Source organism: Xanthomonas hortorum pv. pelargonii (assembly GCF_024499015.1).
In the GTDB taxonomy this organism is placed as follows: Bacteria; Pseudomonadota; Gammaproteobacteria; order Xanthomonadales; family Xanthomonadaceae; genus Xanthomonas; species Xanthomonas hortorum_B.
The window spans coordinates 3,035,227-3,058,905 of the sequence record NZ_CP098604.1 but is presented as its reverse complement, the minus strand read 5'-3'; the positions used below and the strand labels follow the sequence as shown (position 1 = coordinate 3,058,905).

Genomic DNA, 23,679 nt, shown 5'->3' with positions numbered 1-23,679 from the left:
GCAGGTGCGGTGCCGAAGATGTGCGAATTGCGAAAGTGGGTTGGGTCGTGTGTTGTTGGGTGTGGCTTTTCAAACTGAGTGACATCCGGGCCGGATGACGCGTGTTTGTCGTTGATGGGTGTATTGGGCTGTGGGCTGTCTGCGACGACTTGCTGTTGGTCAATGTCAGGGCGAGATGCCTGGTAGCGGCATGTGTGTCGGCACAGGGACCCTCACCCCAACCCCTCTCCCGGAGGGAGAGGGGCTTACAGCGGTGCGATGGCGATTGCTTCGCTTGAGCCGCAGTTGCTTCGCTTGAATCCCGATTCCCGATTCCCTATTCCCAGCTTCAAGCGCTCCGCAACGGGCACTCCACCGGCAAATGCATGCGCAACCGCGCCGGCACGCATTCGATGCGGAAATGCTGCGAGGTCTCCGGTTCACCGTCCAGATTCAAGGTCAGTGGTTGGTGCGAGACCATCTCCAGCCAGGGCAGCCGGGCGCGCAAGGCAACGCGTTCCAGCGCGGCCTGTTTGCCGCCGGTGACCAGGGTGCCGAGGGTGGCGGCCACTTCGCCGTTGAGCGCGGGCACGATGGTGACGTCGAGCAGGCCGTCGTCGATCAAGGCTTCCGGGCACAGCGCCTGGCCGCCACCGGCCTGGCGCCCATTGCCCAGGCCGAGTGCGATGAACTCGCCCTCCCAGCTGAAATCCGGGCCGCTGAAGCGGGCGCTGATCGGGTCGATCCGCCCCAGCCGCGACATGCCGGTAATCAGATAGGCCAGGCCGCCGAGCATCTTCTTCAAGCCCTCGTCGGTTTCCACGGTGACCTGGGTACCGAAGCCGCCACTGGCGACGTTGGCGCACCAATGCGGGCCGTGCTCGGCTTCGATGCGCAGCAGGTCGATGGGTTGCGCCGGGCGTTCGGCGATCAGCGTCAGCGCGTCGAGCGGCTCGAGCGGGATGTTGGCGGCGGTGGCGAAGTCGTTGGCGGTGCCCAGCGGCACCAGACCCAGCGAAGGCAGCGTAGCGGCATCGGTGTCGTGATGGGCGAGTGCGGCGGCCACTTCGCTCAGGGTGCCGTCGCCTCCGGCGGCGACCACGGTGTGTACGCCATCGGCGACGGCTTCGCCGACATAACGCTCGGCATCGCCCTCTTCCCAGGTGACCCGGACATCGAGCTGGATGCCGCGCTTGCGCAGCGTTCCCACCGCCTCACGCAGGTCCAGATTGTCGGTGGACTTGCCGTTGAGGATCAGACGCCAGTGGGACGGGGCCATGCGCGCTGCCAATGCTGTGGGAGTGATGCGCGCAGGCTAGCAGCGGGCCGCTGCGTGCATCGTGAATACGCACTGCCACCGGGCTGTCATTGGCATGTCATCGATGACCCGGAGGATAGAAGTCCATAGCAGGGACGACGGGCGGGGGCAGGATCAGCCTCCAATTTTCTTGAAGGCCGCTCCAGTGGGAGCGGCCTTCTTTTATGTGCCGCTGTTGCGCGCCGCGCTTGGCTCAAGCGCCAGCGGCAAACGCGGCCAGGCGCTCGCCGTCGAGCCGGTACACCGTCCAGCCCTCCATCGGGCGCGCACCGACGGCCTGGTAGAACGCGATGGCCGGCGCGTTCCAGTCCAGCACCGACCATTCGAACCGCCCGCAGCCACGCTGCACAGCCAACTGGGCCAGATGCCGCAACAGCGCCAGGCCGGCGCCCTGCCCGCGCGCTTGCGGACGCACGAACAGATCTTCCAGATACAGACCGTTGCGACCGAGCCAGGTGGAGTAGTTGAAGAAATACACCGCAAATCCCAGCGCCTGGCCGTCTTGCTCGCAAATCAACGCGTGCGCGGTGGCGCCGTCGCCGAACAGGCTGGCGCGCAGGTCGTCCGGGCTGGCCTTGACCGCGTCGGGCTCGCGTTCGTAGACCGCCAGTGCGGTGACCAGTTCGTGCAGCAGCGCGGCGTCATCGGGCGTGGCGCTGCGGATCTGCAGCGGGGCCTGGCTCATCGCACCGCATCCACCGCTGCGCGCATCTGCGCGATCACCTGCGCATAGTCGGGGGCATTGAAGATCGCCGAGCCGGCCACGAAGGTATCGGCACCGGCGGCGGCAATCGCGCCGATATTGTCGGCCTTCACTCCGCCATCGATCTCCAGCCGGATCGGCTTGCCGAGCGCATCGATCCTGGTGCGGATCGCGCGCAGCTTGTCCAGCGCCGAGGGAATGAACGCCTGCCCGCCGAAGCCGGGATTGACCGACATCACCAGCACCAGATCCAGCTCGGGCAGCACCCAGTCCAGAATGTCCACCGGCGTGGCCGGGTTGAGCACCAGCCCAGCCTGGCAGCCGTGCGATTTGATCAGCTGGATCGTGCGGTGCACGTGGCGGCTGGCCTCGGGATGAAAGCTGATGGTGGTGGCGCCGGCGTCGGCGAAGTCCGGCACGATGCGGTCCACCGGTTCGACCATCAGATGCACGTCGATCGGCGCGGTGATGCCGTGCTTGCGCAGCGCCTGGCACACCATCGGGCCGATGGTGAGGTTGGGCACATAGTGGTTGTCCATCACATCGAAGTGCACCCAGTCGGCGCCGGCCTTCAGGACGTTGTTCACCTCTTCGCCAAGACGGGCGAAATCGGCGGACAGGATGGACGGGGCGATCGCCGTCGGTTGCATGGGCAGCTCGGAAGGTAACGGAGCGCACATTCTCGCAACCGGGATCGCAGGATGAAAGCGTCAGGACGAACGCGTTCTGCATCCGTGCGCCGCCATCGTGCGTACACACAGAACTGGCGCGCTGCGCCCGATTAAGGAGAACGCATGAAAACCACCCCGCTCACTTCTGCCGCCATCGTTCTGTTGGCCCTCGCCCCGTCCGCCTGGGCACAAACCGGCCCGGCCGACTGGTCCGGCTTCTCCATTGGCGCCAATGTCGGCGGCGCCGACGCCAGTGGCGTCTCCGGCGGCCGCTTCGGCTTCGATACCAATCTGGACGGCCGCGATGGCGACCAGGTCAGCACCGCCACCGGTGCCGATGCGTTCTCGCCCGGCTTCTGCGGTGGCGCCGCAGCCGGCCGCACGCCGGCCAGTGGCTGCAGCAAGGACAAGGGCGGTGCCGAGTATGGCGCGCGTCTCGGTTATGACTGGCAGGCCGGCAACTGGGTCTACGGCGTGGTGGCCGAGTACACCCGCAACGACCTGCGCGACAGCGTCAGCGCCTTCAGCACCACCCCGGCGTTCTACACCTTCACCCGCCAGCTCAACCGCACCGCCGCCCTGCGTGGCCGGATCGGGTATGCCTTCGGCGAGCAGGGCGATTTTCTGGCCTATTTCACCGCCGGCGTGGCACGCGGCGAGTTCGACCACAGCTTCTCCTGCAGCAACACCGCCAACAGCTTCACCAGCAGCGGTGGCGACAGCGCCGACGGCTATCAGGCCGGTGTTGGCCTGCAGCGCCGCTTGAGCGACAACGTCTCGGTGGGCGTGGAATACCTGTTCACCCGCCTGGAGGACGAAGACACCCGCGTGCGCGTCGGGCCGGGCACCGCACCGGCGACCAACCCGTTCCTGCGCGTCAATCCGGCTGGTACCGATCTGCGCCGCACCGACACCGATTTCTCGGCCAATGCGGTGCGGTTGACGGCGACGTATCGCTTCTGAGTCTTGTGTATGTGAGTGACCACGACGCCTGGCCTTCAAACGGTCAGGCGTTTTTTATTGCATGGGTTTCGGCCTCGATCCCTGAGCGGGGCCACTGCACCGCCGAACGGTGCGACCAGAGACCAGGCGCCAGGCCTTCAATCAGCGCTTGCGCAGCCGCTGGATGCGATCGTAGGCGGCGTTGATCTGGCTGGCCTTTTTCTGCCTGACTGCGTGCCTCCGGACCGGCATTGGCCACCTTGTCGGGGTGGTAGCGCGACATCAGCCGGCGATAGGCCAGGTCGATCTCGGCAGTGGTGGCGTCCGGCTCCAGCCCGAGCGCTTCATACGGATTTTCCGCACGACGCTTGAACCAACCGGCGTCCACTGCGTGGCCGATCGCCAGGCCGATCATCAGCCCCACCACCGGTGCCCCGCGAAACAGCAAGGCGCCGGCCAGTGCACCGAGCAGTTTTCCGTACCAGGACATGGGCGATCGGGGGCGGGGAGGCGGGTTGGCGATAGTACCCGAACGCCCGACCGGCCTGGCTGACACGGCCTGCACGCGGCCGCGCGGTTGCCTCCAATAAATCCAGCGGCGCGCACCGAAGCGCCGTACACTACGCGGCCCGCTGCCCACCCGCGGGCCCGCCGGGTCCCGGGGACAGCGTCATTGCGACGTCCTTAGGAGTGCCTGTGTCGACCACGCTGTTGCAATCCGATCTGCCCGGCCTGCCATTGCGTCACCGTGGCAAGGTCCGCGATGTCTTCGACATTCCCCGCGAGCGCCTGCCCGCCGATGCGCCGCCGGGCGACTATCTGCTGATGGTGGCCACCGACCGCCTGTCCGCGTTCGACGTGGTGCTGCCCGACCCGATCCCCGGCAAGGGCGAGATGCTGTGCCAGGTCTCCAACTTCTGGTTCCACAAGACCGACCATCTGATGCCCAACCATCTGGTCGATATCCGCGTGGAACAGGTGCTGCCCGACGGTGTGGACCCGGCGCTGTATGCCAAGCGCGCAGTGGTCACGCGCAAGCTCAAGCCGGTGCCGGTGGAAGCGATCGCACGCGGCTACCTGATCGGCAGCGGCTGGAAGGATTACCAGCGCACCGGCAAGATCAGCGGCATCGAACTGCCCGACGGCCTGCGCCAGGCCGAGAAACTGCCCGAACCGATCTTTACCCCATCCACCAAGGCCGCCGTGGGCGACCATGACGAAAACATCGACTTCGATGCGATGGTCAAGACGGTGGGCGCCGAGCTCGCCGAGCGCGTGCGCGATGCCACCTTGCGCATTTACCGCTTCGCCGCCGATTTCGCCGCCGAGCGCGGCATTCTGCTGGCCGACACCAAGTTCGAATTCGGCACCGACGCCGATGGCCGCCTGTACATCATGGACGAGATGCTGACCCCGGACTCCTCGCGCTACTGGCCGGCCGACCAGTACGAACTCGGCACCAGCCCACCCAGCTACGACAAGCAGTTCGTGCGCGATTATCTGGAAACCCTGGATTGGGGCAAGACCGCGCCCGGCCCCAGCCTGCCAGCAGAGGTGATCGAGCGTACGCGTGCCAAATATGCCGAAGCATTGCAGCGGTTGGCGGGTATTTCGGTTGATTGAGATTTGAAGCCCCGGTTGCGGGGCTTTGAAGTTGCACCATTGCGGTGACGACCTGAGCGCCAAGCGACTTCCTTGGCGCACGCGTTTTGAATTCTGAAAGCGACAGCTGGCAATTCGGCCATCACGCGCCAACGTGTGTAATGGTCAGCGATGCAGAGGCAGATAGCCTATTGCCAACAGGCACACTGCAATGGTGTACTTTATTGTTCAACGAGGTCGCGATGGCTCCGTCACGTTTCTCTCCATGCGGTTTTCCCATGTTCCGCAGCGCGTTGCTGCCGGGGCTGCTGCTTGCATTAAGTGCATGTACTGCAGGCGAGTCCGCGACCCCCACCGCGACGACGACCACATCGACAGCGCCGGCGGCAACGCCGACTTCCGGACCGGTTTCTGTCGATGACAGGCTTGCGGCGTTGATACAGGCAAGTGGCGTGAAGTGCACCGACGCAAGGACCGCAAAAGGCTGCACGGCTGGCAATGTGGAGACGGGCGACTTTTACGACGTGCAGCTTTCGCCGGCCTGTGGCGACGACGGATTTTTGCTGGCGTAGCGCAGGCACAGGGTGTAGACGCACTCAGTGCCGTACCGACTACCGGCAGCACTGCGGCCGCCAACGCCAATCTGGCGCAGGGCCAACTCGTTTGCGTGCAAGGCATCGGCCGCGCAGGGCAGAATCCTCTTTACTATTATGTCGTCGCGATCCCCGCAAGCAGTGTTGCAAAGTGCAAGGACAATGCGTTGTGCGAGCAGTATGGCGACAGGCCGATCAAACGCTTGGCGCCTGCCGCCGGTGATGCCTGCCATGCCGCTGCACCAGGCCAGTATGTTGGCGACTGCGCGCAGGGGTGGGTGAGTGCCGATGCGCTCGACGTGTTTTCAAACGGAATCTAGTCGCTGGCAGTCAAACTCGGCAAATTCCGATTTTAGTTGCCGCCGCGTAGTTACTATCGAGGGTCGTTTTGAAAGACGCTTGCGTCCGAGGGCAACACGACGAACAGCGAAATGACCAAGCGCATTTCTTCAAGGGCTTCGGGACGACGGTCAGGCGGGCAGATAGCCAAGCCGATTGATCTGCCACGTGCCCGCCAGCGTGAGCGAACGGCGAAGCCGCAAGCCTTCACATATCTGCAAGCAGCACACGGATAAAATCGCGCCCGCGCTCTAGCTGCCCCCGATACGATCAGGAGGATCCGTTGGCTCTTTCCCGAACTTCCCTGCATGCCCTGGCACTGAGCCTGGCGCTTGCTGCCTGCACTCAACAGGCGGGGCCAGCTGCCGTTGCGACGCCTGCTGCGACTGCAGCCTCAACGCCCGCCGCCGCGCCGACGACGTCCGTCCCGGCGACAAGCTGTCCCGATGCCGACTTCCCCGCCTTTTTGAAACGTTTCAGTGCAGACATTGCAGTGCAGGAAAAGGCCACGGCCGATCCGCTGACGATGATCCAGCTCGATCCGGACGCGCAGCCCGAGCCGGCGCCGGTGACGCGTACGGTTCCGCTGGCCAAGGTCGAGTGGCCGGTGATCCCCAACCTGGAGGCGGCCCGCAACGGCGGCCGCGAGGTCACGATCTCCGAGGAGGCTGAAGGCCGCCAGGTGCTGGTCCGCACACCGGACGCCGGCGACCAGCAGGTCTACCACTTCGCCCAGCAGCCATGCTGGACGCTGGTGAAGGTGGACGACCAGTCGTTATGAAGCAATGGGCCACCGGAAGCGTTTTCCTGCAGGCGTAGATAACTGGCCCTGTCACTTTTATCTCCAAGGAAGCGAATTGATGCGACGCTTTATCTCCAGCCTGCCCGCCCTCGGTTTGACACTTTTACTTGCCGCATGCGGTGATAAGCAGGGCGTCGCAGATAACACTGCCAGCGCACCGGTCGCACCAACCTCCAACGCCCATTCCCCCGCTTCGATGGAAGCGGCTAAACAGGGACAGAATGACATGATCAAGGAATGCTCTGGCGCGCGTCTGCACCTGACCGCGCTACCGTCCAAAAGCGGCGATTCCCCCAAAACGCGCGTGGAAATAGAGCGCGATGGCGAGCGCCAGGAATTGGCACCGCCCGCAGAGATGGTGGACTACACGGCGGTCGGTCTGGGCTGCGCCGAAGACGGAAAGGGAACCAATTACTTCGTCATCCAGTATGGCGAGCTTCCCTATGGTTGCGAGTTCTGCGAGTGGTTCTTCCTCTATGACGCAAAGGGTCAGTTGCTAAATCACGCGGCACCACCGCTTCGCGAGCAGGACGGCCAGCAGAGCCCGAATAACGACGAATACGAACACAAACTCGAAGCGTTGGGACTAAAGCACCCGGAACTGGTGCCTTTCCAGCCCTGAGCAAAGGATGCTCATGCACTGCTAATTGCGGTGCATGGCGAACGCAGTACGCAGTACATGGAGCCGCACCCGTTACAAGGAAGAATCTGTCTCATAGAAAGGAACGCACGATATGACCGACAACACGATCTATACCGAAATGCTTCAGCCACGCGGCGCTGCGTACAGCAGCGACCGGATCAAACCGTGGAGCCATTATCGCGAGCCCATCGACAGCGCAGATGGCCGACTGCACGGCGAATCGCGTCGCTGGGGCGATGCCAGTCCACAGACCCAATCACGGGTGATCGATAGCCTCATCGATGCCTCGCAGGATGCCGGGCTTTCATCGCGTGAGACCGCTTATGTTCTAGCCATCGCCCGGGTCGAATCGGGCTTCAATCCTGATGCAGCTGCGGGGACCACGTCTGCTTCGGGCCTGGGTCAATTTATTGATCGCACCGGTGCACATTATGGCGTCACCACGGCCAACCGCTTCGATGTGCAGACGCAGTCGCAGGCATTGGTGCAACATTTCATCGATAACCGCGATCTCGCGCGTAGCCGCGGCCAGGACGAGGATTACATTTACAAGTATCACCACGATGGTCCCAGCAAAGATTATGGTGGCCTTGCGCTATCCCGGCGCGAAATCGCCCCTCACCTGGACAATTACACCCAGTTCGTAGAGCAGCGCCTCGCCCAGACGCAGGGAAACGCAGTGGATCGCTCGGCGCCAGCGGCGCACCCAGCCGAACCCAGCCATGCCACTCGCAGTAACTTCCAGCAAACGATGGAACGCATGCTGCCAGGCCAAGGCAGTACCGATCCGCATATCACTGGTCATTACGGCGAGCACCGCGGCAGCCGTGGTCCGCACGGCGGTACGGACTTCAATTACGAGGGTGGCCAGGCAGGTCGCAATCTGCAGCATCCGACCGTGCATTCGCCGGTCTCGGGAACCGTCACGTTCGCCGGTGGCAACTACGGCACCGTCAAGATTCGCGATGCGCAGGGCAACTCGCACGAGATCCTGCATCTGGAAGGGCTCAAGGTCAAAGAAGGCCAGGCGCTGTCTGCGGGCGATGCCATCGGTACGATGGGTGGACGCGGCCCGAACGGTGTCAACCAGTACGCACAGCATGTGCATTACCAACTGCACGATGCCAACGGCAAGCTGACCAGTCCGGAGACGTTCTGGAATCAAGGCCGTCATCAGGAATCAGGCGCTCGTCAGGCTCAAGCATCGACACACGCTGGCAACGGCACGCTGCGTCAGGGCGACCACAATCCCGATGTCGGCAAGATGCAGCAGGACCTCAACCAACTTGGCGTGCGCGATGCGCAGGGCAACCGGCTTGCCGAGGATGGCCGCTTCGGCGACAACACGCGTGAGGCGGTGATCGCATTCCAGAAGCAGCATGGGCTGCAGCCCGATGGCGTGGTGGGCCGCAATACGCAGGCCGCCTTGTCCGCGTTGCCGGCGCAGGCCCAGACGCAGGCAGGCCAGACGCAGCAGGCCGCGCCGAAGGGTCCATCGTTGAACGATGCCTCGCATCCGGACCATGCGCTGCACACCGCGATCCGCAGCAGGCTGCCAAGCATGATCTCCAACGAGACGGCGGCCCACGTCACCTTGCAGGCCAAGCAGAACGGCATCGATTCTGCCGACAAGCTGCAGGACGTCACGGTGCAAAACGGTAAGGCGTTCGTCATGGGAACCACGCCAGGCTTCCGTGCGGCAGTGGATCTGAATCAGCCCGCTCCCACGCTGGAGCAGACCAGTGCGCAGTTGCTGGCTGGCCAGGCGCAGCAGCAACAGACGCAGGACGAGCAGCACAAGGTCGCCATCGGCGGCCGCTGAGGGTGCAGCAATGCATCAACAAAGCCGGCCAGTTTTCGGGCCGGCTTTTTTTTGTGCGCGCCCTATACATCACCATCGGCGCTCGCGACTGAAAGCGATGCCGCAATCGAACACCACTGCATGCTCCCTGGCGCACCGCGTGTCACTGGGCGCCGACACATTCTTGTAGAAACAACGATCTTGTAGAACAGCGCTGCGATACGCGTCCGCAGCGCGATGAGCGCCGATCATGCAGCGCATCTTGCATCTGTCTGCGATGCGCTCCACAACGCAAAGTGGCGCGGCGCACAGAACGCAACACAACTGTAATTTTTACTACTGCGCTCTCACAGACTGTGCAAGGTTGGCTGCCGGCACCCTGCTGCCATTCGCGATCGGCTGATGCTCGTCGCCGCCGATCTTTGCATTGCACGTTTCCTGGGAGAGAGTCGTCATGCAATTCCATGTGTTGGGCGCAGCGATCTGCTGCGCGCTATCGTTGTCTGCTGTCGCCAGTGCTGCGGATCTTTCCGCTGATGCCGCGGTAGCGCGCGCACAATCGTTGTTGGGCAACAACGCTGCGGCGTTGGCCAATCGTGCAACCGCCGATGCGTTTGTCGCGCGCGACAGCATTGTCGATGCCGATGGCACCGAGCATGTGCGCTTCGACCGCACCTATCATGGCTTGCCGGTCATCGGCGGCGATGTGGTGGTGCATTCGCGGCGCGGGGTGATGCGTCAGTTGAGCCAGACCATGGACACCAACGTGCGCCCGGCCATCGTACCGGGCATCGATGCCGACACTGCGGTGCGCGCAGCCGGTGCACAGTTCGATGTAGCACCCGACGCCGCGCCACGCGCACGTCTGGCGCTGTATGCGCGCCAAGGCGCACCGCGGCTGGTCTACGAAGTGATCTACAGCGGCATCAAGCCCGACCAGACGCCCACCGAGATGCATTACATCGTCGATGCGGTCAATCAACGCATTCTCGAATCCTGGGATACGGTGCACACCGTGTGCAGTGGCGGCACCAGCGCAACCGGTACCGGGCGTTCGCTGTATGCAGGCAACGTTGGATTATCGACAACGCGTTGCAGCAGCGGTTACGAGTTGACCGACCTGAGCCGCGGTAGCGGCGCCACTTACAACATGCGCAACAGCACCTCCGGCAACGGCACGCTGGTCACCGATGCCGACAACGCCTGGGGCAGCGGCGCCAACAGCGATACGGTGACGGCAGCGGTGGATGCGCATTATGGCGTTGCGTTGACCTGGGACTACTACCGCACCACGCATGCGCGTAGCGGCATCGCCAACGACGGCGCCGGTGCGCGCAGCCGTGTGCATTACGGTAGCCGTTACAACAACGCGTTCTGGCAGGACAGCTGCTTCTGCATGACTTTCGGCGATGGCGACGGCAGCACATTCACGCCGCTGGTCTCGGTGGATGTGGCCGGCCACGAGATGACCCACGGCGTGACCAGTCGCACCGCACGGTTGGTGTACTCGGGAGAGTCCGGCGGTTTGAACGAAGCCACTTCCGACATCATGGGCGCGATGGTGGAGTACTCCGCCAACAACAGCGCGCAGCCGGGCAATTATCTGATCGGCGAAAGATCGTGCCCGGCAACAGCAGCGGCACGCTGGCGTTGCGCTACATGTTCAAGCCGAGCCTGGATGGCGATTCGCCGGATTGCTACAGCAGCAGCCTGGGCTCGCTCAACGTGCACTACAGCTCGGGGGTGGCCAACCATTTCTACTATCTGCTGGCCGAAGGCGCGGTGGTGCCGAGCGGCTTTGGTGCGGGCACCAGCTGGAACGTGACGCCGGCCGGGCTGGTGTGCAACGGCAATACCGCGTTGACGTCGATTGGGCGGGCCGCAGCCAGCCGCATCTGGTACCGCGCGTTGACGGTCTACATGACCTCTTCGACCAACTACGCGGCCGCACGCAGGGCCACGTTGAGCGCGGCCACCGATCTGTATGGCAGCACCTCCACGCAATACCGCGCGGTTGCCGCAGCGTGGAGCGCGGTGTCGGTCAACTGATGTATGCCGGCCCTTGCCACGCGACCGGCGCGTGGCAAGGTGCCCGGCTGCCACAGCGCCATCCGCGCGCGTATGCTTGGGTCATTCCTGGGAGGGAACATGACCGAACGCACCACGACCGCGCGACCGATCGACCGCTATTTCGCCAGCTATTCCGACGATCATCAAAACGCCACCAACCAGCAGATCCATGTGCTGGCAGTGCCGGCGATCCTGTGGTCGGTGGTGGCCTTGCTGTGGTGCATCCCGGTGGGCGGCACCTGGTTCAGTAGCGGCGTTTGGGCGGCGCTGTCGATGTTTGCGGTGTGGTCGTATTACAACCGGCTGTCGCGCCCGCTGGGGTTGGGCATGCTGGGCATCTTCTTCTTCTTCGGCTGTCTGTGCCGCTTGATCGAGAGCAAGCTTGGCCTGGGCGGGGTGTTCACGTTGGGCGTGGCGGTGTTCGTGCTGGCCTGGATCGCGCAGTTCGTGGGCCACAAGATCGAAGGCCGCAAGCCGAGCTTTCTGACCGATCTGACCTATCTGCTGATCGGGCCGATCTGGGTGTTGGCCAAGGTGTATCGCCAGCTGGGTTGGCGCTACTAGCTCGAGGCACCAACCTCACTCGCGAACGCCGAGTTCTTCCGGCAACGGACGAAACGCACGCGGCGCATAACCGAAATCGCGGCGCGCCGGTTCCAGATCGAACACCAGATCATCGCGCATGCGCTGCAACGCCGCTGCATTCATGCCACGCAGGCGGCCAAAGCGTTGCGCAGCGCTCAGCGCCAACCCGAACAGCGTCGGCGGCACCTGATACAAGCGCGCCGTTCGTGGCAGCGCAGCCAGCACGCGCTCCACCATCTGCATGTAGGCCAACACTTCGCCACCGCCCACCGCATAACTGCGCTGCTGCGTGGCCGGCTGGGTCACCACCGCCAGCGCGGCGCTGGCCAGATCGTCCACATGCACCGGCTGACGTAAACCAGTGGCGTTGGCCGGCAACACGAACGCGCCGGTCCGCTGCGCCAGGCTGGCGATCTGGGTGAGCGTACGGTCGCGCCCGGCGCCATAGACCAACGTCGGGCGCAGCACCGTTGCGGTTGCGCCGCGTGCCTGCGCTGCAGAAAACAGCGCCTGTTCGGCGTTTGCCAGGCGCTGGGCGACATCGCGCTCGGCCGCGTCGATCGAATGTTCCTTGACCTCCAGGCTGGTGGAACCGAACGCCACAATGCGCGGGGCGAGCACCGGATTTTCAGCGTACCAACGTGCGAAATGATCCAGCGGGCCACAGCTGAAGATCACCTCGAACGCTTCGCCTGCCGCTGCCGGCACAGCCAGATCGCCTTGCCGCCAGATCAATCCGGTACGCGCCGCACGCGGCTGCCGCGACCACGCGGTGACCTGCCAGCCACGGCTCAATAGCCGCGTCAGCAGGCGTTCGCCGATCTGCCCACCGCCGCCGAACACCAGGGCGCGTGGCGCAGAGACAGCGGTGGACGGGGCGGGATTGGCAGCGGTCACAGGGCTCGGATGCAGTCTTGGTGAGCCCAGCATAGCGAGTGCAACGCAGCGATGCGACGACGGTCCAGCGGCGATTTCCGCATGCGCCCGGCGATGACGTTGACGCGGACGTCAGTCAACGTTTTGTTAAGCTCTCTGGCCTGCTCGCGAATCTTGTGTTCCCTGCATGCCTTTTTCGTTGGAAATCCTGCTCGCGCTGCCATTCGTGATGGCGGCCGCCACCGCGCTGTTCTGGCGCACCTCCCGTTCGATCACTGCGTGGTTGGCTGCGGCCGCGCCGTTGGGCGGGCTGCTGATCCTGGCGATGCTGACACCGGCGGTACTGCGCGGTGAAGTGATCCGCAGCGAACATGCGTGGTTGCCGCAGATCGGTTTGCTGTTCTCGCTGCGGCTCGATGGCCTGGCATGGATGTTCGCATTACTGGTGCTGGGTATCGGCGCGCTGGTGGTGATGTATGCGCATTACTACCTGAGCGCACGCGACAGCGCCTCGCGCTTTTTCGTCTATCTCATGCTGTTCATGGGCGCGATGCTCGGCATGGTGTTGTCGGGCAACCTGCTATTGCTGATGGTGTTCTGGGAACTCACCAGCATCAGCTCGTTCCTGTTGATCGGCTTCTGGTCGCACCGCAAGGACGCGCGCGAGGGCGCGCGCATGGCCTTCGTGTTGACCGCCGGTGGCGGCCTGGCGTTGCTGGGCGGCATCTTGATGATCGGCCGCATCGTCGGCAGTTTTCAGTTGGATGCGGTGCTGGCAGCCGGCGATCTCATTCGCGCCAGCCCGCTGTATCCGTATGCGTTGGGCCTGGTACTGCTGGGGATTTTCACCAAGAGCGCGCAGTTTCCGTTTCACTTCTGGCTGCCGCACGCGATGGCCGCGCCTACACCGGTCTCGGCGTATCTGCATTCGGCCACGATGGTGAAGGCCGGCGTGTTCCTGCTGGCGCGGCTGCACCCGGCACTGGCCGGCACCGATCTGTTTTTCTATACGGTCACCAGCATCGGCGCGATCACGCTGTTGCTGGGTGCCTGGCATGCAATCTTTCAGCACGATCTCAAAGGCGTGCTGGCGTATTCGACCATTTCGCATCTGGGCTTGATCACGATGCTGTTCGGCCTGTCCACGCCGATGGCGGTGGTTGCCGGCGTGTTCCACATCCTCAACCATGCGGTGTTCAAGGCCTCGTTGTTCATGGCGGCGGGCATCATCGACCACGAAACCGGCACGCGCGACATGCGCAAGCTGGGCAATCTGCGCCGGCTGATGCCATTCACCAGCGCGCTGGCGATCATCGCCTCGTTGGCGATGGCCGGCGTTCCGCTGCTCAACGGCTTCTTGTCGAAGGAAATGTTCTTTGCCGTCGCACTGGAAACCGAAGCGCCGCAGGCGATGCGTGTGTTGGCCAGCATCGCTGCGCTGCTGGCCGGTCTGCTCGGTGTGGCCTACAGCCTGCGCTTCGTGCACGACACCTTTTTCGGCAAGGGCCCACGCGATCTGGACACCACCCCGCACGAGCCGCCGCGCTGGATGAAGATTCCGGTGGAGGTGCTGGTGCTGATCTGCGTGGCAGTGGGCATCGTGCCGGCATGGACCATCGCGCCAGTGCTGCGCGCCGGTGCAAGCGCGATCCTGGGCGACAGGTTGCCCGACTACAGCCTGGCCCTGTGGCATGGCTGGAACTGGCCATTGGCGATGAGCATCGCCGGTATGGTGGGTGGCACGCTGTTGTACATGGCGCTGCGCCGCACGCTGGACCTGTATGCGATCCAGAACCGCTCGCCGGGCAAAGCGCTGTTCAACTGGAATCTGCGCGCACTGTATGCCGCCACCGCGCGCATGACCGATGCGGTCACCAACGGCAATCTGCAACGCATGCTGATGTTGCTGGTGTTGAGTGCGGTGGTGGTGGCGCTGGTCCCGTTCCTGCAAGGCGGCACGCTGCCGGCCTGGCCTGCCCCCACGCCCATGCCGCTGCTGGGCTGGACGGTGTGGCTGCTGATGATCGCCTGCGCGCTGGGTAGCCTGTTCCTGTACAAGCAGCGCCTGCTGGCGGTGCTTGTACTCGGCGGCACCGGCCTGGCGGTCAGCCTGACCTTCGTGTTCCTGTCGGCACCGGACCTTGCGTTGACGCAGTTGCTGGTGGAGATGGTGACGCTGGTGCTGATGCTGCTGGCGATGAATTACCTGCCCGAGCGCTCGTTGCCCGAGCCTGCGCGCTTGCGCAAGATCCGCGATGCCGCCATTGCCATCGTCGGTGGCGCCGGCTTGGCCGCCCTGGCCTACACCTTGATGACACAGCCCAGCCACACCGTGGCAGGCGGAAATGCTGCAGCGTGCGCTGCCGGAAGCGTACGGCCACAATGTGGTCAATGTGATCCTGGTGGATTTCCGCGGCTTCGATACCTTCGGCGAGATCACCGTGTTCGCCATTGCCGGGCTGGTGGTGCACGCACTGCTGCGGCGCTCGCGCATGGCGCCGGAGCGCAGCATGCCGGGGCCGCCGATCAAGTTGCCGGTGCCGGCCGATCTCGCGCAGATCATGTTCCCGCTCACGCTGACGGTGTCGTTGTTTCTGTTCCTACGCGGGCATAACGCGCCCGGTGGCGGCTTCATCGCCGGCCTAGTGCTGGCGGTGCCGCTGCTGATGCAGTACGTGATTCAGGGCACCGCCTCGGTGGAATCACGCTTCGGTTTCGATTACATCCGGCTGATCGGCATCGGGCTGTTGTTCGCACTGGTCAGCGGTGCGGGGTCGCTGCTGTTCGGCATGCCATTCTTGAGCAGCGGGCATGTGGAGATTCCGTTGCCGCTATTGGGTGAACTGGAACTGGCCAGCGCGCTGGGTTTCGATATCGGCGTGTATCTGGTGGTGTTCGGCGCGGCGATGTTGATGCTGTCGATGATGGGCACGATCAAACCTTCGCGCACGCGCAGTTCGCAGCGCGGCGAGATCGACCCCACCCAACGTTCGACACGCACCGCGGAGCAACATTGATGGAATTGGCACTGGCAAGCGCGATCGGCGTTCTCACTGCATTGGCGATCTATCTGTTGCTGCGCGCGCGCAGCTTCGATGTGATCCTGGGGATGACCTTCCTGTCGTATGCGACCAACCTGCTGATCTTCGCCGGTGGGCGCGTGCGTAGCGGTCAGGCGCCGGTGCTGCGCGACGACGTGCCCGCCGATCTGATGCACTACACCGATCCGTTGCCGCAGGCGCTGGTGTTGACTGCGATCGTGATCGCCTTTGCGATGACTGCAGTGAGCCTGGTGCTGGCGATCCGCAGCCGCAGCGACAACGGCAGCGATCATGTGGATGCGCACGAAGACGCCACCACCGGCGTGGACACGCGCGAGGCGCGGCGATGAATCACCTGCTGATCCTGCCGATCCTGATCCCGATGCTGGGTGCGTCTGCGTCGCTGTTTGTCGAGCATCGTCGCTATGGGCCACGCGTGCAGCGCACGGTGGCGTGGGTGAGCATGGCCTTGCTGGCTGCGGCAGTGATCGCGCTGTTCGCGCGCGCCGCCGAAGGCGAGGTCCTGGTGTATCTGCTGGGCGATTGGCCGGCACGCATCGGCATCGTGTTGATGGGCGACCGCCTGTCGGCGTGGATGTTGTTGACCACTTTAATGTTGGGCTCGGCCTGCCTGCTGCATGCGTGTGCCGGCTGGGACCGCCGCGCGCCACATTTCCATGCCTTGTTCCAGTTCCAGTTGATGGGTTTGAACGGTGCGTTCCTGACCGGCGACATCTTCAACCTGTTCGTGTTCTTCGAAGTGATGCTGATCGCCTCCTACGGGTTGCTGCTCAGCGGCGGGCGCGGCTTGCAGATGCGCGTGGGCCTGCATTACGTGGTGTTCAACGTGTGTGCGTCGACCTTGTTCCTGGTCGCGCTGGGTTTGTTGTTCGGCGTGTTCGGCACGCTCAACATGGCCGAGCTGTCGCAACGTATCGCCGAGTTGCCGGCGCAGGATGTGCCGCTGGCCAAAGCCGCATTGGGATTGTTGCTGCTGGTGTTCTGCAGCAAGGCCGCGTTGCTGCCGTTGTATCTGTGGCTGCCGGAAACCTACTCGCGTGCGCCGGCCGCCGTGGCCGCGTTGTTCGCGATCATGACCAAGGTCGGGCTGTATGCCACGCTGCGGGTGTCGTCGCTGTGGTTTGGCGCCGGTGCCGGCGCACTGCAGGGCTTCGGTCGCCACGCGCTACTGTGGCTGGGCATCGCCACGCTGGTGATGGCCGCCATCGGGGTGATGGCGGCATCGCGGCTGCGGGTGATGGTGTCGTATCTGGTGGTGTTTTCGGCCGCGACCTTGTTCATCGCCTTCTCGCTGGATGATGCCGGCGCCTTGGGCGCGGGGTTGTATTACCTGCCGCATAGCAGCTTCGTGGCCGCCGCCTTGTTCATGGTGTCGGATCTGATCCGCCGGCGGCGCGGCAGTGCCAGCGATCGCAAGGAAGTGGTCGCGCCACTGCCACGGCGTGGGATGCCCGGCACGATGTTCATGATCGCCGCAGTGGCGGTGGCCGGTCTGCCGCCGTTGTCCGGCTTCCTGGCCAAGGCGGCGTTACTGCAGCATGTGCCCGATGGCCTGGTCGCGCCGGTCTGGGCCGCGATCCTCGGCAGCAGCCTGTTGGTGGTGATCGGCCTGACGCGTGCCGGCGTGCGCCTGTTCTGGCGCGTACCCGAAGCCGTGGAAGATGCGCCGGAGCTGCAACCGCAACGGCGTGGCCGCATGCGCCCGGTGGAAACCGCCGCCACCGTGTTGCTGCTCAGTGGCCTGGTGGCGATGACGGTAGGCGCCGGTCCGTTGATGCGTTACACCGATGCGGCCGGCGCGCAGCTGCGCGACCCCGGTGCGTATGTGGAACAGGTGCGTGCCACCACACCGCAACGGAGGCAACCATGAGCGCGCGTGTGCCGCTGCGGCGGCGGATGTTTCCATCGGCACCATTGAGCGTGATGGTGTTCGTGTTCTGGTTGCTGCTTAGCGACAGCTTCGGGCCGCAGCAGTGGGTGCTCGGCTTATTGCTGGGCTGGGTGGTGCCGATCTTCGCGGCGCGACTGGACCGCGAGTTCGCACAGATCGGTTCGTTGCGTTCGGTACCGCGCATGCTGCTGGTGGCCGCAGGCGATATCGTGCGCTCCAACATCAAGGTGGCCGGCCAGGTGCTTGGCCCGGAGTCGCGCATCCATCCCGGTTTCATCTGGGTGCCGCTGGATATCGCCAACATCCACGGCATCGCCGCGCTGACCAGCATGATCACGCTCACCCCCGGCACGGTGTCGGCGGCGCTCTCGGACGACCGCAAGTATCTGCTGGTGCACGTGCTGCACCTGGACGATCCGGACGCCTTGATCGCCGAGATCAAGACCCGCTACGAGAAGCCCCTGATGGAGATCTTTCCATGACCGGCCACATGTTCATCGAATCGACCATCGTCATCTGCATGCACGCGGTAGGCCTGGCCATGCTGATGGCGCTGTGGCGCCTGCTGCGCGGGCCGAGCGTGCCCGATCGCATTCTTGCGTTGGATACGCTGTCCATCACCGCCATCGCCGAACTGATGCTGCTGGGCATGTATCTGGATTCGCCGATCTACTTCGAGGCCGCGTTGGTGATCGCGATGCTGGGCTTCGGCAGCACGGTGGTGCTGAGTAAATACGTCTTGCGCCGGGACATCGTCGAATGATCGCCTTGACCGAATACCTGCTCAGCGCGTTGTTGCTGGTCGGCACGTTCTTCATCCTGATCGGCGCGTTCGGGTTGGTGAAGCTGTCGGACTTTTTCAAGCGCCTGCATGCGCCAACCAAGGCCAGCACCTTGGGGGTGGGTTGCGTGCTGCTGGCATCGGTGGGCTATCACCTGTTTTTAGGCGTGGACCCGCAACCGCGCGAGTTGCTGATCACCGTCTTTTTGTTCATCACCGCACCGATCAGCGCGCACATGATGGCCAAGGCGGCGCTGTCGCTGATGATGGAAAACCGCCCGGAAGTGCCGAACAAGGGCGAGATGCAGGAGGAAGGATTACCGCAGGTGCAGGGCGATGTCGGCGAGAACGAAGAAACCGAGAAACAGCATCTGGGGCCAGAGTCGGAGCAGCACTAGGCGTTGAACTGAGGCGTCGAAAGGCGGGTGATCGACTGAGCGGCACCAGGCGTTCGAACGCGATCCGGCAAGCGCTTCAGCCACAGCCTTCGACATAATCCACCTGCGGCAGCTGCCCTACCCGCCAGTTGGTCACCCTGCCCTGGGCATCGGTTTCGAACACCAGCGCCGACTGTGCCGCCGCATCGGCAAAGCGCAAGCTCAGCGCGCCGGGGATGTACCTGTGCGGCTGCTCGGTCAGGCCATCGGGATACAGCGCGCGCAGCTGCGTCAGCGTCATGCCGACCTTGCCGCCACCGGGTGCGAGTTCCTTGGGCTCGCTGGTCTGATAGCGCACGAAGTGGTCGCCCTCGAACATGAAACCAAAGCGGCGCGCATCGTCGGCCCATTGCGGCCGCAGCAGATAACAGCCGCCATCGGTTGCCGCCTCGCCGCGCAGGTCGCCACCCCAGGCAGCGCGCGCCTGCGCCGCATCCATGCCCAGACGCAGATCGCCGTAGCCATCCAGACGCGCGAGTGCGACCGGGTCCTGGCGCAATTGCGGCGGAAACGAGCCGGCGGGTGCGGTGGCGGGTGGCACCTCACCAGGTGGCTGGTCGTTGGGGGCTGCGGGGACAGACGCGTGCTCTGCGTTAGCTGCCTCAACAGTGATTTTGGAATCGTCGGCGCGATTGCAGCCGGCCAGTAACAACAGTGCGCCCATCAAACCAAGCAGTCTGGATGTCATGCGTGCATTCCTTCCGGGTCCGCGACAGCCTACACAGCGCGCAGCGCGGCGATGTGCAGAACGCTGTGACCATTACCGGCGTGACCATATTGCCGGTGTGACCATTGCGTCTTGCCGATGTCATCGGCGCTTCATTGGTTGCGGTCACGCTGACGGCTTCGCAGGACTGCCGCCATGACCCCACGCAAGACCGACCTCGCTGTCACTGCGCTGCAATCGCACCGCAGCCCCTGACCTTGCTGCAGCGACGCGCGCTGATCCTGGCCGATGGGCAGCGCGACCTGGCGACGCTGGCCCAGTTGCTGGGCGGCGATGCCGCCACGCTGGTGCAGACCTTGTGTGCGATGGGATATCTGCAGCTGGGTGAAGCGGGTGCGGGTGCGGGTGGCATTGTCGACTCCCCGCAATTCAATGCCAGCCAAAACTAGAGGTCTGCGGTTGATGTTGATCACGGAACTCGGCGGGCGTTAGCCCGCCCAGGCTGTCGTGCGGGATCTGCTGGTTGTAGTCGGCCAGCCAGTGTTCGGTCTGTTCGCGAACCTCGCTCAGCGTGCGGAAGATGTGCATGTCCAGCACGCCGCGCCGGTAGCTGCCGTTGAAGCGTTCGATAAAACCGTTTTGCATTGGACGCCCCGGCTCGATGAAGTCCAAGGCGATGCCTTTGCGCTCGGCCCACTCGGCCAAGGCTAATGCGACAAACTCTGGGCCATTGTCCAGGCGAAGCTTAGCGGGATAGCCGCGCCAGGCTGCAATGCGCTCCAAGGTGCGGATGACGCGGGCGGCCGGAAGATTCAAGTCCACTTCGATCGCCAAGGCTTCCCGGCTGAAGTCGTCGATGACATTGAACGTGCGGAAGCGTCGACCATCCCACAGCGCATCGGACATAAAGTCGATCGACCATCCAGCATTAGGTCGCTCTCCGCATGCCAGCGGCTGTGGATGACGGGTCGGGACCCGGCGCCTGCTGCGGCGACGTTGATTGAGTTTCATCAAGCAGTACACGCGCCAGACCCTTTTGTGATTCCACACATGTCCGCGACGGCGGATGATCTGAAAGAGTTTTCCAAATCCACGCTCGGGAAAACGCTCGGCCAATTCGGACAACAGCGCAATGACCTCCTCATCCCGATCGGGACGGCGCTGATAGCGTGCAGTCGAGCGCGCCACGCCAACCACCGCACAGGCCCGGCGCTCGCTCCAGCCATGCTGCTCGATGAGCCAGGCAAGAAGCGGGCGCTTATGCGCCGGGTCTACAGCTTTCTTGCGATGACATCCTTCAATGCATGGTTTTCCATCGCGAGCTCGGCATACATGCGTTTGAGCTTGCTGTGCTCGGTCTCCAGGTCGCGAAGGCGCTGCACATCAGCTGCCTCCATGCCACCGTACTTGGACTTCCAGACGTAGTACGTCGCGTCGGAAATACCCAGCTCACGGCATACATCCTTGACCTGGCGGCCGCCCTCAACCTGCTTCAGCGTGGCGACAATCTGGCTTTCGGTGAACTTGCTCTTGCGCATCGTTGGTCTCCTTGGTGGCTAGTGTGCCCGGAGACCTCTAGTTATGGCTGGATCAATTTTACGGGGGCTGACAGCATGCCTGGCACGTCCGCTGCGACAGAGCCGACGCCCGCTGCGCCCGTGCAACTGCCGGATGCGCAGCAGACCGAAGAAGATTTGCAGCGTCAGCGGCGGCGTGCGGCCACCAATGCACGGCTGTATCTACTCGACATCCTGCAGCTGCAACGCAATCCCGCCGCTGCCGCGTTGCATCGTCAGCTGCAGGCCGCGCGCGCGGAAGACGACATCGGCGCCGCCATTGCCGAGGCGCTACGCGAACTGCCGCAGATCACCTCGGCAACCTATGCCGAACGCGTGCGGGCACGCATCGGCGAGTTGCTGCCGGATACGTTGCAGGCGGCGTGATCCAACAGCGGTATCCAGCAGCGATGGGTAGCGCGAGCGGTGCGCCCTGATATCACCCTTGGCTAGCTGTGGGTCTGAAGCGATCGACATCACCACTGCTGCTCACCGCCAAGCAGCACGGTCATTGCTCGGTTCGGCATCTTCCCTTCATGCGCACCGTTTTTCCCCGCAAGGCGAGCGATGCCACGCCACTAGCCGTATCGAAACGCGGTCCAGCGCGGGCTGCAACGGCGCGAACGGGACGGCGAGGGTCGTGCGCGCTGCCTGTGCCGCACCGACGACGCCGGGCCTGGGCGACCGCCGCATGAGTTACCCGATTCCAAAGCGGCGCGTGGTGCTCGATGGCGCGGACCTCACCGAATGCCGTGGCGGCGAAGCCGACCAGCTGGATTTACGGATCCACTACCACGACGGCAAGATGGCGCTATCCAAGCGCACCGTGCTCCTGGCCGTTGCACTGGGCTGGAAAGCCACCGGCCTGATCGACGAAGGCACCTTCATCGTGGACGAGGTGGAATACAGCGGTTCGCCCGACATCATCACCGCGCGCGCGTAGTGCGGATCTGACTACCGAATGTGCGCACACGCGCGAACTCAGCTGGCACAACACCACGCTGGCTGCAGTACAGAACACGCTTGCCGGCGAGCATGGCTTAACACCCCGCGTAGCCGAGTCACTGGCGAACATCAAGCTGCCGTATCTCGACCAAGCCAATGAGAGCGACATGAATCTGCTCACCCGCTTGGGGCAACGCTTCGATGCGGTGGAAACGGTGAACGCAGGAGCGCTGGTCTTTACGCAAATCGGCGCCGGGAGCACGGCGACCGATAACCAGCACCACTACTCCGTGGCCGACCGCGATGCCTACACCGGCGTGTGAGCATACTGGATAGACAAAAGCAAGGCGCGGCGGCAGTCGGTGCTGCTGGGCACGTGACCACAACGCCAAGCGCCTGGGCGAGCCGTATGCCGACGGGGCAACGGTACGCCAACATGCGCACGCTGAGCTAGAGCGAATGAAACGCGGCTTAGCGAAGCTTGACTACACGCTCGCGATCGGCCGGGCGGATCTATTCCCAGAGCAAATCTTCACGGTTAGCGACTTCAAGGCGGACATCGATGGGCAACGTTGCCTGATTACAAAAAACAACCCGCAGCGTCAACGGTTTAGGTGGCTTCGTCACTTCGCTTGAGTTGGAAAGCAGCACTTAATTTAGAAACCCAGCAAGAGATCAAGTGCATGGCTTGGAAATGCAGCTATCACGCCAGCTACGGTAGATAGCGAATGCATACCGCAAAAAATGCAATAAGCCATTCCGCGCGAGATTAATTTTAATTATAAAACCTGGGTGTAGCGAGTAAATTCAGGCCTCGCACCTAAACTTAATACTTTTAAATTTTAATCAGCAGGCATTCCATCATGCACCACAGTTCGTCACATATGTCGTTTTCGCCGTTACTCCATCCGCGTCCGTAAATATCACCTCCCAAGTCATCTGAAACTTCTTGAGTGCTGTCCCGTTGTAGTTGCAATTTCCTTGGACCTTGAAAGGAGATGCACCGGTCAAGCTCTTAGTACTACCCGCACATGTAAGACCGCTTGGGCAGCTAGTTGCCTTACTAACCCTTTTAACTGGAAATCTCGGATTTCCTTTGTAATGCGAGAGAACATCAAATGATTTATTCAATGGAGAATTAATATTTGGCGTTTCTGTTATCTGGAAAGGCTCACAAGCTTTCCCTTCCTGATACATGCGGTAACCCTTCTCAAATCCACGCATCGCTGCTTTTTGGAAAACTGGATCCTTAAGCGCAAGTTGATCGTCTGGATTTGTGTGAAAACCCACTTCCGCAATGACGCTGGGCATTGTAGCTTCACGGGTCTCTGCATTATCATCAAAATTTACGGATCCGGTAGGGTATGTCTCGTAACCCGGAGTAGTGCTAATTGCCTCCTTCATGTAGCAATGAAC

General features: G+C 63.2%; 19 protein-coding genes and 7 pseudogenes. 18 read left to right on the top strand and 8 right to left on the bottom strand.

The features are described from left to right. Positions 1 to 328: 328 nt before the first annotated feature. From yegS to rpe, 3 genes are all read right to left on the bottom strand, one after another. On the bottom strand, positions 329 to 1,258 hold the full coding sequence (yegS, locus tag NDY25_RS13390) for a lipid kinase YegS (protein ID WP_168959941.1): 930 nt from the start codon (positions 1,256 to 1,258) through the stop codon (positions 329 to 331). 232 nt (positions 1,259 to 1,490) lie between these two features. Then, positions 1,491 to 1,982 (bottom strand): GNAT family N-acetyltransferase, encoded by a 492-nt coding sequence (locus NDY25_RS13385; protein WP_168959940.1) that lies wholly within the window; start codon positions 1,980 to 1,982, stop codon positions 1,491 to 1,493. After that, positions 1,979 to 2,650: a ribulose-phosphate 3-epimerase gene (gene rpe / locus NDY25_RS13380; RefSeq protein WP_168959939.1), complete on the bottom strand. Its 672-nt coding sequence runs from the start codon at positions 2,648 to 2,650 to the stop codon at positions 1,979 to 1,981. Before rpe ends, NDY25_RS13385 begins: the two co-directional genes overlap by 4 nt. Before the next feature lie 144 nt (positions 2,651 to 2,794). On the opposite strand from rpe, the gene NDY25_RS13375 reads away from it, so the two are divergent. Continuing rightward, positions 2,795 to 3,634: an outer membrane protein gene (locus tag NDY25_RS13375; protein ID WP_251754907.1), complete on the top strand. Its 840-nt coding sequence runs from the start codon at positions 2,795 to 2,797 to the stop codon at positions 3,632 to 3,634. A 141-nt stretch (positions 3,635 to 3,775) separates the two neighbouring features. Here NDY25_RS13375 and NDY25_RS13370 read toward each other — a convergent pair. After that, a pseudogene (locus tag NDY25_RS13370) lies at positions 3,776 to 4,103 on the bottom strand (J domain-containing protein). Positions 4,104 to 4,309: 206 nt separating this feature from the next. Between NDY25_RS13370 and NDY25_RS13365 the strand changes: the two are divergent. The 8 genes and pseudogenes from NDY25_RS13365 to NDY25_RS13335 all read left to right on the top strand — a co-directional run bounded on the left by NDY25_RS13365 (position 4,310) and on the right by NDY25_RS13335 (position 12,027). Next, positions 4,310 to 5,236 (top strand): phosphoribosylaminoimidazolesuccinocarboxamide synthase, encoded by a 927-nt coding sequence (locus NDY25_RS13365; protein ID WP_016901356.1) that lies wholly within the window; start codon positions 4,310 to 4,312, stop codon positions 5,234 to 5,236. Between the two features lie 86 nt (positions 5,237 to 5,322). Further along, positions 5,323 to 5,787 (top strand): hypothetical protein, encoded by a 465-nt coding sequence (locus tag NDY25_RS22960; protein ID WP_343243405.1) that lies wholly within the window; start codon positions 5,323 to 5,325, stop codon positions 5,785 to 5,787. A 95-nt stretch (positions 5,788 to 5,882) separates the two neighbouring features. Further along, positions 5,883 to 6,128, top strand: a complete 246-nt coding sequence (locus NDY25_RS22955) for a hypothetical protein (RefSeq protein ID WP_343243404.1) — start codon at positions 5,883 to 5,885, stop codon at positions 6,126 to 6,128. A 302-nt stretch (positions 6,129 to 6,430) separates the two neighbouring features. Next, the gene (locus NDY25_RS13355; RefSeq protein WP_256627493.1) at positions 6,431 to 6,928 is read left to right on the top strand and encodes a hypothetical protein; all 498 of its coding nucleotides are present in this window, start codon (positions 6,431 to 6,433) and stop codon (positions 6,926 to 6,928) included. 79 nt (positions 6,929 to 7,007) lie between these two features. Next, positions 7,008 to 7,571 carry a hypothetical protein gene (locus NDY25_RS13350; protein WP_233366642.1) on the top strand — a complete coding sequence of 188 codons (564 nt, stop codon included), beginning with the start codon at positions 7,008 to 7,010 and terminating at the stop codon, positions 7,569 to 7,571. A 112-nt stretch (positions 7,572 to 7,683) separates the two neighbouring features. After that, positions 7,684 to 9,414 carry a peptidoglycan-binding protein gene (locus NDY25_RS13345; protein WP_168959935.1) on the top strand — a complete coding sequence of 577 codons (1,731 nt, stop codon included), beginning with the start codon at positions 7,684 to 7,686 and terminating at the stop codon, positions 9,412 to 9,414. A 433-nt stretch (positions 9,415 to 9,847) separates the two neighbouring features. After that, a pseudogene (locus tag NDY25_RS13340) lies at positions 9,848 to 11,442 on the top strand (M4 family metallopeptidase). Between the two features lie 99 nt (positions 11,443 to 11,541). Beyond that, on the top strand, positions 11,542 to 12,027 hold the full coding sequence (locus tag NDY25_RS13335; protein ID WP_115037386.1) for an Mpo1 family 2-hydroxy fatty acid dioxygenase: 486 nt from the start codon (positions 11,542 to 11,544) through the stop codon (positions 12,025 to 12,027). A gap of 15 nt (positions 12,028 to 12,042) precedes the next feature. Here the strand turns inward: NDY25_RS13335 and NDY25_RS13330 are convergent, their stop codons facing one another. Further along, positions 12,043 to 12,945, bottom strand: coding sequence for an NAD-dependent epimerase/dehydratase family protein (locus NDY25_RS13330; RefSeq protein ID WP_256627492.1), 903 nt, complete (start codon positions 12,943 to 12,945; stop codon positions 12,043 to 12,045). Between the two features lie 166 nt (positions 12,946 to 13,111). Here NDY25_RS13330 and NDY25_RS13325 point away from each other — a divergent pair. From NDY25_RS13325 to NDY25_RS13300, 6 genes and pseudogenes are all read left to right on the top strand, one after another. Next, positions 13,112 to 15,941: pseudogene (locus NDY25_RS13325) on the top strand (monovalent cation/H+ antiporter subunit A). Continuing rightward, positions 15,941 to 16,315: a Na+/H+ antiporter subunit C gene (locus NDY25_RS13320; protein WP_006451720.1), complete on the top strand. Its 375-nt coding sequence runs from the start codon at positions 15,941 to 15,943 to the stop codon at positions 16,313 to 16,315. Before NDY25_RS13325 ends, NDY25_RS13320 begins: the two are co-directional and overlap by 1 nt. After that, positions 16,312 to 17,856 (top strand): monovalent cation/H+ antiporter subunit D, encoded by a 1,545-nt coding sequence (locus NDY25_RS13315; protein ID WP_104551385.1) that lies wholly within the window; start codon positions 16,312 to 16,314, stop codon positions 17,854 to 17,856. The genes NDY25_RS13320 and NDY25_RS13315 overlap by 4 nt, the downstream gene beginning before the upstream one ends. Further along, on the top strand, positions 17,853 to 18,359 hold the full coding sequence (locus NDY25_RS13310) for a Na+/H+ antiporter subunit E (RefSeq protein WP_023902358.1): 507 nt from the start codon (positions 17,853 to 17,855) through the stop codon (positions 18,357 to 18,359). Before NDY25_RS13315 ends, NDY25_RS13310 begins: the two co-directional genes overlap by 4 nt. Further along, complete coding sequence (locus NDY25_RS13305) at positions 18,356 to 18,640, top strand: K+/H+ antiporter subunit F (protein ID WP_023902357.1); 285 nt, start codon at positions 18,356 to 18,358, stop codon at positions 18,638 to 18,640. The genes NDY25_RS13310 and NDY25_RS13305 overlap by 4 nt, the downstream gene beginning before the upstream one ends. Beyond that, on the top strand, positions 18,637 to 19,056 hold the full coding sequence (locus NDY25_RS13300; RefSeq protein WP_168959931.1) for a Na+/H+ antiporter subunit G: 420 nt from the start codon (positions 18,637 to 18,639) through the stop codon (positions 19,054 to 19,056). Before NDY25_RS13305 ends, NDY25_RS13300 begins: the two co-directional genes overlap by 4 nt. Positions 19,057 to 19,132: 76 nt before the next feature. Here the strand turns inward: NDY25_RS13300 and NDY25_RS13295 are convergent, their stop codons facing one another. Continuing rightward, the gene (locus NDY25_RS13295; RefSeq protein WP_256627994.1) at positions 19,133 to 19,759 is read right to left on the bottom strand and encodes a lectin; all 627 of its coding nucleotides are present in this window, start codon (positions 19,757 to 19,759) and stop codon (positions 19,133 to 19,135) included. A 198-nt stretch (positions 19,760 to 19,957) separates the two neighbouring features. On the opposite strand from NDY25_RS13295, the pseudogene NDY25_RS13290 reads away from it, so the two are divergent. Continuing rightward, a pseudogene (locus tag NDY25_RS13290) lies at positions 19,958 to 20,172 on the top strand (hypothetical protein); the annotation flags it as partial. A gap of 19 nt (positions 20,173 to 20,191) precedes the next feature. On the opposite strand, the gene NDY25_RS13285 reads toward NDY25_RS13290, so the two are convergent. Continuing rightward, positions 20,192 to 21,300 (bottom strand): IS3 family transposase gene (locus NDY25_RS13285; protein ID WP_256627491.1). Its coding sequence is split into 2 segments (ribosomal slippage): positions 20,192 to 21,039 and positions 21,039 to 21,300, totalling 1,110 coding nucleotides; the frame shifts between segments, so codons are not numbered across the junction. Positions 21,301 to 21,414: 114 nt separating this feature from the next. On the opposite strand from NDY25_RS13285, the pseudogene NDY25_RS13280 reads away from it, so the two are divergent. Together NDY25_RS13280 and NDY25_RS13275 are read left to right on the top strand one after the other, a co-directional pair. Next, positions 21,415 to 21,705: pseudogene (locus NDY25_RS13280) on the top strand (hypothetical protein); the annotation flags it as partial. A gap of 304 nt (positions 21,706 to 22,009) precedes the next feature. Further along, positions 22,010 to 22,918, top strand: a pseudogene (locus NDY25_RS13275) (contractile injection system protein, VgrG/Pvc8 family). 206 nt (positions 22,919 to 23,124) lie between these two features. Here the strand turns inward: NDY25_RS13275 and NDY25_RS22950 are convergent. Continuing rightward, positions 23,125 to 23,676 (bottom strand): annotated as a pseudogene (locus tag NDY25_RS22950) (N-acetylmuramoyl-L-alanine amidase family protein); the annotation flags it as partial. Positions 23,677 to 23,679 lie beyond the last annotated feature (3 nt).